Origin of the sequence: Pseudomonas syringae group sp. J254-4 (assembly GCF_032586855.1) — a bacterium.
GTDB classification, from domain to species: Bacteria; Pseudomonadota; Gammaproteobacteria; order Pseudomonadales; family Pseudomonadaceae; genus Aquipseudomonas; species Aquipseudomonas amygdali.
Genome location: NZ_JAWHOO010000002.1, coordinates 328,754 through 337,463, shown reverse-complemented (window position 1 = coordinate 337,463; position 8,710 = coordinate 328,754). Strand labels below are relative to the sequence as shown.

Annotated in this window: 3 protein-coding genes; all 3 read right to left on the bottom strand. The window is 61.3% G+C overall.

Features of this window, described 5'->3' with window-relative positions; genetic code table 11:
• Positions 1–149 precede the first annotated feature (149 nt).
• From RYB09_RS04705 to RYB09_RS04695, 3 genes are read right to left on the bottom strand one after another with little or no spacing between them, the layout of a single operon-like run.
• Positions 150–620: a chemotaxis protein CheW gene (locus RYB09_RS04705; RefSeq protein ID WP_002551743.1), complete on the bottom strand. Its 471-nt coding sequence runs from the start codon at positions 618–620 to the stop codon at positions 150–152.
• The gene (locus RYB09_RS04700; protein WP_316887594.1) at positions 613–6,573 is read right to left on the bottom strand and encodes an Hpt domain-containing protein; all 5,961 of its coding nucleotides are present in this window, start codon (positions 6,571–6,573) and stop codon (positions 613–615) included. The genes RYB09_RS04705 and RYB09_RS04700 overlap by 8 nt, the downstream gene beginning before the upstream one ends.
• A gap of 47 nt (positions 6,574–6,620) precedes the next feature.
• A complete protein-coding gene (locus RYB09_RS04695; protein ID WP_058399850.1) occupies positions 6,621–8,663 on the bottom strand; it encodes a methyl-accepting chemotaxis protein in 2,043 nt (680 codons plus the stop codon).
• Between the last annotated feature and the right edge of the window lie 47 nt (positions 8,664–8,710).

The window sequence follows — 8,710 nt, the reverse complement described above, 5'->3', positions numbered from 1 at the left end:
GTCCTATCCGGAATGTGCGGCGCGGCACAGATCTGTGACGCGGAGCGTCACGCACGGCATTCCCACGCTGGAGCGTGCGGAACGATAACCGGACTATCGTGCGACGCTCCGCGTCGCATGCCGTTCTGGACGCTCTGCGTCCTCTTTACCTATGACAGCCCTGCATCCACCAGCCATTGCTCCAGGCCTTCGAGGTCGGGAATGCGGGCTACGGTTTCGCCGATCTGTACGGCGGCCAGCTCCAGTTCGGCCAGCGGAACGTCGACGTAGCTCAACTGGCTGTCGACTTTGCACGAGCGCGGAATGCCTTGGGTGAGCAACGCTATGAACCTGACGTCGTTACGCCCGCCCAGTGCGTTGAGCACTACAATCCGGGCCCGGCCCCCCACACGGGTGCGGCCTCCGCAGGCGGCTTCGAAACTGAGCAGCGGCAATGTCAGCTCACGCCAGCTGATCGGTCCCAGATACCACTCAGGAGCGCCCGGCTCTGCGCTGCAGTCCTGGTAGTCGATCAACTCGGCGACCGCGACGTTGGGCAGCAGCAAATGCCGGTCACTCAACGGCAGCAGCAGGCCGGTCAGGCTGGTCAGGCGACTGGTCTGGAACGTACCTTCAGACATGGATCTGGCTCCAGTAAGCAATACTCTCCAGCAACACGGTTTCCTGATAAGGCTTGCTCAGGTACTCGTTGACGCCCACCGCCATGGCCCGATCCCGGTGCTTCTGGCCCGAGCGGGAAGTGATCATGATGATGGGCAGTTCCTTGAGCTGTTCGTCCTGGCGGATCTGGCTGGCTACTTCAAAGCCGTCCATGCGCGGCATTTCGATATCCAGCAGCATGATGTCAGGCGTGTGCTCCTGCAACAGGGTCATGGCGTCAATCCCGTCCTTGGCGGTCAGCACATGCATGCCGTGGCGCTCAAGCAACCGACTGGTGACTTTGCGTACCGTCACCGAATCGTCCACCACCATCACCAGCAACGGTCTGGCGTGCTCGGCTTCGTGGTAGACAGGCGCCAACCCTCTGAAAGGCAAGCCCTGCAAGGTACGAATCTGCGCCATCAAGTCGAGAATCAGCACCACACGCCCATCACCCAGAATGGTCGCACCGGAAATGCCCTGCACCCTTGAGAACTGCGCACCAAGGCTCTTGACCACAATTTCGCGTGAACCTGCCAGCGCATCGACCTGCACCGCCACCCACTGATCCTGCAAATGCACCAGCAACACCGGCAGCGGCTGCAATTGCCCGGCGAGCCTGGGTGGACTGCTGCCCAGCAACTCGCCCAGATAACGCAGCTCGTAACTGCGTCCGCCATATTGATAGCGCGGCGGGGTGGTCTGGTAATAGCCATCCAGCTCATTGGCCATGACGCGCACGATGCCATCGACGGTGTTGAGCGGCACGGCGTATTGCTCTTCGCCGCAGGTCACCATCAGCGCACGGTTGACCGACACCGAAATAGGCAGGCGAATACGGAAGCGCGTGCCCTTGCCAGGCACCGAGTCGATGACCATCGAGCCGCCCAGTTGTTTGACCTCGGCATGCACCACATCCATGCCGACGCCACGTCCGGAAATCTGGGTGATGATCTCGCTGGTGGAAAACCCCGCCTGCAGAATGAACGGCAAAACCTCATGGTCGGACAGATCGGCATCCGGATGGATCATGCCGCGCTTGATGGCCTTGCGGCGCACGGCTGCCAGGTCGACACCCGAGCCGTCATCGCTCAACTCGATCACCATATCGCCGCCTTCGTACATCAGCTCAAGGCTGATATGGCCCTGCTCCGGCTTACCGGCAGCGATGCGTTTTTCAGTGCTTTCCAAGCCATGATCAACCGCGTTGCGCAGCATGTGTTCCAGCGGCGCGACCATCCTTTCCAACACATTGCGGTCCATTTCACCGTCGGCATTACCGACCTCGAAATGGACCTTCTTGTGCAGCTCCGAGGCAACCTGGCGTACCACGCGACGCAAACGCGGCACCAGGCGCTCGAACGGCACCATGCGCGTACGCATCAGGCCTTCCTGCAACTGGGTGTTGACCCTGGCCTGTTGCGACAGCAGCGTTTCAGCGTCGCGGGCTCGAGCACCGAGGGTTTCCTTGAGGTCCATCAGGTCGGAGGCAGACTCGAAAAGCGCACGCGACAACTGTTGCAACTGCGAGTGACGGTCCATTTCCAGCGGGTCGAATTCCTCATAACCCAGCCGCTCGGCCTGAACCTGTTCACGACTGAGAATGCGGCCCTGGGTTTCCATATCCAGGCGACGCAATTGATCGCGCATCCGCTCGATAGTGGTTTCCACTTCCAGCAGCGCGACCTGTGAATCAAGAATCTGCTGTTCGATCCGCCCACGGAAAATGGACGTTTCACCGGCCAGGTTGACCAGGTCTTCCAGTTGCTCGGCGGGCACCTTGACCATTTCCGGCCCACTGCGCTCAACCTCGCCGTCAGCAGCAGGCGCGACGGCCACCACCGATTCAGGACCGGTTTCAAAAGCTTGCGCAACCACCGGCTCGCCCACCGGTTGATCGCTGGCCAGTCTGCGGATGCTTTCAATCAGCAGCGAGGCATCAGGCAGCGGCTTTTCGTTACGCACTGCGTCGAGCATGTCAGCCAGCACATCGTGACCACTTTGCAACAGGCTGATCATCAATGGCGCAGGTTGCAGGTTGCCGGCAGAAAGCCCTTCGTAAAGCGTTTCCAGCTCGTGGGCGAGGTCGCCTATCGGGGCGATTTCGACCATCCGCGCACCGCCCTTGAGGGTGTGCAGGTCGCGCAACAGGTTTTCGACTTCCAGCAGGTTGTGCGGATCGGCCTGCCAGCGGGCCAGCGCAGCGCCCGAGCTTTCGATGATATCGAAACCCTCCTCAAGGAAGACGTCACGCAGCTCGGTGTCATGTTCGGGAAGATCTTCGCTGGCCGCTGGCGGTGCCTGCACATCAGACCCTGAGCTCTCGAGCGTACGACAACGGCCCAGCGCTTCGATCAAGGCCGAGGGATCACTGAGCGCTTCCTGCCGATACAACTGCTCCAGCAGAATCGCCAGATGGTCGTGACTCTCATGCAGCAGCTCGGCCAGCGCTGGCGAATGGTTGAAGCGCCGGTCAATCAAGCCTTCGTAGAGGTTTTCCAGTTCGTGGGCAAGGTCGCCCACCTCGGCCACCTCGGCCATCCGCGCGCCGCCCTTGAGGGTGTGCAGGTCACGCTGCAGTGAGGCCAGCGGCGCGGAGTTTTCCGGATCAGCCAGCCAGCGCTGTAAGGCCTGACCGGCGCTGTCGAGGATATCGACGGCCTCTTCCAGAAATATCTCGACGATCTCGTCGTCCGGGCCGGCAGTTTCAGTGTGCTCGGCCTCACTGGCCAATTGCTCGGTGGCCGCGTTTAGTTCGGTAACGCTCAGGGTCCGGTGGCCATCGCTCTTGACCAGACCGGTCGCCGAAGGGTCCAGCGCCTGATCCAGCAACTGGTTCAAGGCACGCACGCATTCGGGACGCGGTTCGACATCCTGACCGGCAGCCACCTGATCAAGCATATTGATCAACGCTTCGTGGGCGCTCTCTGCCGCATCGAAAAAGCGTTCGCTGACCGCCAGGCTGCTTTCCTCGACCGCGCCGTAAAGGTCGAGCAAGGCTTCGCAGAGTTCATCGACCTGCGGCAGATCGGCCAGATGCGCGCCATGCCCCAGCGTGGTCAGTTCATCGAGCAACGCGCTCAGTTCCTGACGTTCGCCGGGGTGCTGACGCCAGCGCCGCAACAGGTTTTCCGCATCCAGGACGATGTCCATGCCTTCGGCCAGAAAGCCGGCAAGCAGCGTGGGATTGCGCTTGATCCGCAGGCCACTGTCCGACTCGCGCAGCACCACGGTGAGGCGCTCGTTGAGCAGCGCCAGAGCCGCTTCGATCAGCTGCGCAGCACCCGCAATGGCTGCCAGCGGGGTTGTGTCGAGTTGCTTGAGCCCGCTGTGCAACAACGGTTCTGCGCTGCGCAGCAGGGCGAGTTCGGGCGCGCCGATGTCGATAAGGTTGGCTTTGTATTCACGCACCAACTGGTCGAGCGGGCTAGCCAGCTCGGCAATCGGCAACACGCCGGCCATGTGCGCGCTACCTTTGAGCGTGTGCAGTGCACGCAGCACAGCGTCGCTGATCGAAGGCGATGCCGATTGTTCCGCATTGTCGAGGAAACGACCCAGGGTATTCAGATGCCCGAGCGCTTCCTGACGGAAAATTTCCAGCAATTGTGGATCAAGCGCTTCGCCTGGCACTGGGTCAGGGGCTGCAGGCAGTACCGGCAGCTCAAGCCCATTGGCCAGCGCATGGGCACGGGCCGCCAGCAGGTCGACATCGTTACGCTGGCGCTGTGCATCCTCGGCGAAATCGCGAATCACCGACGGCAGCAGCGTCAGCACTTCGCTCATCAATTGCTGAACTTCAAGGCCCGGCAGCACATCGCCTTCCAGCACCCGGTTGAGCAGGTTCTCCACCGACCAGGCCAGTTCGCTGAGAATCAGCGCACGCACCATCCGGCCGCTGCCCTTGAGGGTATGAAACGCCCGGCGCACTTCGGTCAGTGCAGTGCTGTCCCAATGGCCGCCGCTGCCCAGCGAGGCAAACCAGCGCGGCAGATACTCGCGCAATGCGTCGAGCACCTCGTCTGCCTCTTCCAGAAAGACTTCGCGCAACTCGTCGTCCACCGCCTCTTCGTCTGCCGAGGGCGGCAACAGGCTGGTGGGTACGTTGCGGGCAGGCGGATTGACTGCCGACACCGGGCTGGCGAGGACCTGGGCAATGGTTTGCGCAGGGCTGACCAGCGCCTTGCGATCATCCAGTTCCAGCAACTCATCCTGGGTGATGATTTCTTCCAGCAGCGGCACTTCAAGGGTGTCGACAGCGGGCGTATAGCCCAGCCGCGCCAGGCTTTGCTGGGCCATGTCGAGGACCTGATCACCCGGCGCTTCATGGTCTTCGAGCATGCGCTCCAGGTAATACTCGATGCCAGTAATTGTATCGGCCAGGCAATCGAGCTGAACCCAGCCGGGACGGGCTTCGTCCACCAGCAGGTGTTCCTGAATGTATTCGTTGCAGGCGGCCAACAGGCTGGCAGCACGGGCCAGCGGGATCATCGCCAGCGCACCGCGAACCTGCACAATCAGCGCGCAAAGCGGGTCGAGCCGCTGGCGATCCCACTCGCCGTCGATGTAATCGAGGATCACGTCCTTGGCCTGCTGCAATACCGTGCGGGCCTCGCGAATCACCAGCTGATGAATCTGCGTCAGGTCAGTGGTCGGCAGGCGGCTTTCTTCGCGGCTGGTCTGTTCGTTGCTCCCGGCCATGCCAGCCAGGGTCGATTCGACATAGAGCAAGGCGCCTGCAACATCCATCAGCGCGCCGTCGCTGGGCTCGCGCTGCCCCTGCGCCAGCCCCAGAACGACAGAAAGCTGATCGATGATCACCTTGCGCGGCTGACCGAAGCCAAGCACCGCCAGGGTATCGGCGATCTGCCGCAACGGCGGCAGCAGCGCGTTGAGCTCACTGACATGCTGGCGGTCACCGCGCACGAACACGTCAAGCCGTTCCTTGACCCGGACCAGCCCTTCGCACAAGGCTACGATTACCGAGCGCATGGCGTCGCGGTCCGGCCCGGCCATACGTGCGCGCTCTTCGTTGACCACATCGTTGCCGGGCAAGGCATCGGCCAGCGCGTACTGGTCTTTGAGATCGAGCATCTTCGGTGCCAGGCTGTCGGACTTGGCGATGTAGAACAGCAGGCTTTTCAGCAGCTCTTCGGGAGCCGGCTGATTGATGCCGGTCACGCCCTGCTCGGCCAGCCGTTTGAGTTCCTTGTCGGCATCTTTCAGCAGGCTGCGCAGGGCCGGGCTGTTGGTGAAGTTGCCGTTGAGCATGGTTTCGACCAGCGCCGAGGCGATTCGCCAGAGCGGCCCGAGCGGCGCGTCCTCACATAACTGCTCCAGCCGGGCAAACACCTTGGCCATGTAACCGAGCTGGGTCTGAACCCCCTGCTCGCGCATCAGGCCCGCCAGCGCCGCCTGCAAGGTCTGACGCAGCTTGCGCAGCAGGTTGGGCAATTCCGGGGTATTGCGCCGCGCCAGTTCCTGGTCATCGAGCGCAGGAACGACGACCAGTTGCGGGGCGAACAGGCTGGTTTCCGAGAGCAGACTTTCGCCCCGCGCACTGCGCAGGTCATTGAGCAGCGGCAACACCACCAGCGGCAGGTCGCGGCGCGCGGAGTGGATACGCTCCAGATAAACCGGCAACTGACTCATGGCCTGAATCAGCAGTTGCTCGGACTCCACCGGATGGCTGACACGGTTCTGCTGGACCGCCAGCGCCAGTTGCTCGATTTCCTCGGCCAGCAACGCCGCGCCGTAAAACTCGATCATCTGCAGACTGCCGTGAACCTGATGCACCAGGTTCAGACACTCGGCCATCGCCGCGCTGTTGGCCGGGTCTTCGATGAAGGCATCCAGCTCGTTGCGGGCCTGGCGCAGCGTTTCGGCGATTTCGCCCTTAAGCCATTCAAGGGCCACGTAATCGTGACGATCAGCCATGACGAGCACCGCCTGTTACCCAATCAAGGTTGTTCATTGGTTGTACATCATCCGGCTTTCTTCGATGACGGCAGGGCAAAACCCGATACCGAACGACGCATTTCGCTGGCCATTTTTGCCAGATTGCCGATGCTTTCGGCGGTGGCCGAGGTGCCCGAGGTGGTCTGCGAGGTGGTCTGCTGAATGACAGTCATGATCTGTGAAATCTGACCGGCCGACTCGGCCTGCTGGTGAGCGGCATCGGTGATACTTTCGATCAGTTCGGCCAGCACTCGGGAAACCCCTTCGATTTCCCCCAACGCGACCCCGGCGTCCTGCGCCAGTCGTGCGCCGCGTACCACTTCGCTGGTGGTCTGCTCCATGGAGATAACCGCCTCGTTGGTGTCGTTCTGAATAGCCCGCACCAGCGTTTCGATCTGCTTGGTGGCAGACGACGAGCGCTCGGCCAGCCGCTGTACTTCGTCAGCCACCACGGCAAAGCCACGTCCGGCGTCACCGGCCATAGAAGCCTGAATGGCCGCGTTGAGGGCCAGAATATTGGTCTGATCGGCAATGTCGTCGATCAGGCTGACAATATCGCCGATTTCCTGAGAAGACTCACCCAAGCGCTTAATACGCTTGGAAGTGTCCTGAATCTGTTCGCGAATGTTATCCATGCCGTGAATAGTGTTGTGCACGACCTCGTTGCCCTTGTTGGCAATCGCCACGGAGCGCTCTGCCACCGCCGAGGACTCCGATGCATTGGTCGACACCTGATCGATGGACGCTGCCATGTCGTTGATTGCCGTCGAAGCCGCGCTGATCTGCAGCGCCTGATGCTCGGAGGCGGCAGACAACTGCATGGCCGTGGCCTGAGTTTCGGTAACGGCAGCAGCAACCTGTTCGGCCGTCAGGTTGATGGTCACCACCAGCTCGCGCAACTGGTCGATGGAGTAATTGATGGAATCGGCAATCGCGCCGGTGAAATCTTCGGTCACCGAGGCCGTCACCGTCAGATCACCGTCAGCGAGGTTTTCGATCTCGTCCAGCAGACGCATGATCGCCGTCTGGTTACGCTCGCTCTTCTGCGCGGTTTCGCGCAACTGGCGGTTGGTTTCGCGGACCATGACCAGACCGATAAGGATGATCGACATCAGCGCCAGCAAACCCAGCACATAACCACCGACGGTATTCACAGTACGGCGCTTGGCCATGTTTTCCAGGCTGTTGGTGAGTACCGAGGTTTCATCCAGCAGGGTCTGTGAGGTGTTGAAAATGTTGCCGGACGCCTCACGCACCTGATACAGCTCGGGCGAGGTTTCAAGAATCTCGTCCACCGAGCCGGACACGAACTCGAACAGCTCGGCAATTTCCGCCAGCCGTGCACGGGCATCGCGGTCTTCGACCTGGGAGATTCGCAGCGTGGCGTTGCCCTCCAGCATGCCGTTGAGCACACGACCAAACTGGCTGGCATCGCGGCCAAACGCATCGGCGGCCTGCACCGCTGTTTCGTCACCGGCCAGCACGGTATTGACCGAGCCGAGGATCCGCTCTGCGAGCAGCGCCTGACGCTGCGCAACCACCACCTGCGCAGCCGGCGCACGGCTTTGCAGAAGGCTTTCCACGACTTTTTCGTATTCGGCCTGCAATTGCGGGATGGTTTCGGCCAGTGTCGCAGCCACCTGATGCAGCGACAGAACGGTCTGTTCGCTGGCCAGAATCACATCGGTACTTTTGCGCAGCCCTTCCCAGTCGCGCTGAACAGTGCGCAATTCGTCGCGTATCAGATCAGGTGCCGCAGGCAGGCCGGTGGCCGGGTCGCCTTTTCTCAGGTAGCCCCAGCGCAGGTCGAAATCGTTGCGCGCATCGGCAAGCAGCTTGAACGCCTGGGTTTTACCGGCGGCCGCTTCGGTGGCGTTTTTTGCGATGCGCTGGGATAACACGCGCAGCTCACCGGCATGCCCGATGTACTGTTTGTCGTAGTTCGATTGGGTGTTGAGGTAGGCGAAGTTGGCGAACAGCAACATGATGAAAACGATGAGCGCGACAAACAGCAGAATAATCTGCGTCCGGCTGCGCGCGCCTTCCCTTGATCTGCCTGTATTACTCATTAATCAGGCCCCCGCCTGGATCAATTGTGAAACAAAACAAACCAGAG

What these genes read in the sequence shown, in the direction of transcription:
- RYB09_RS04705 (WP_002551743.1), bottom strand. Translation starts at nt 620, where the DNA reads ATGTCTGAAGGTACGTTCCAGACCAGTCGCCTGACCAGCCTGACCGGC.
- RYB09_RS04700 (WP_316887594.1), bottom strand. Translation starts at nt 6,573, where the DNA reads ATGGCTGATCGTCACGATTACGTGGCCCTTGAATGGCTTAAGGGCGAA.
- RYB09_RS04695 (WP_058399850.1), bottom strand. Translation starts at nt 8,663, where the DNA reads ATGAGTAATACAGGCAGATCAAGGGAAGGCGCGCGCAGCCGGACGCAG.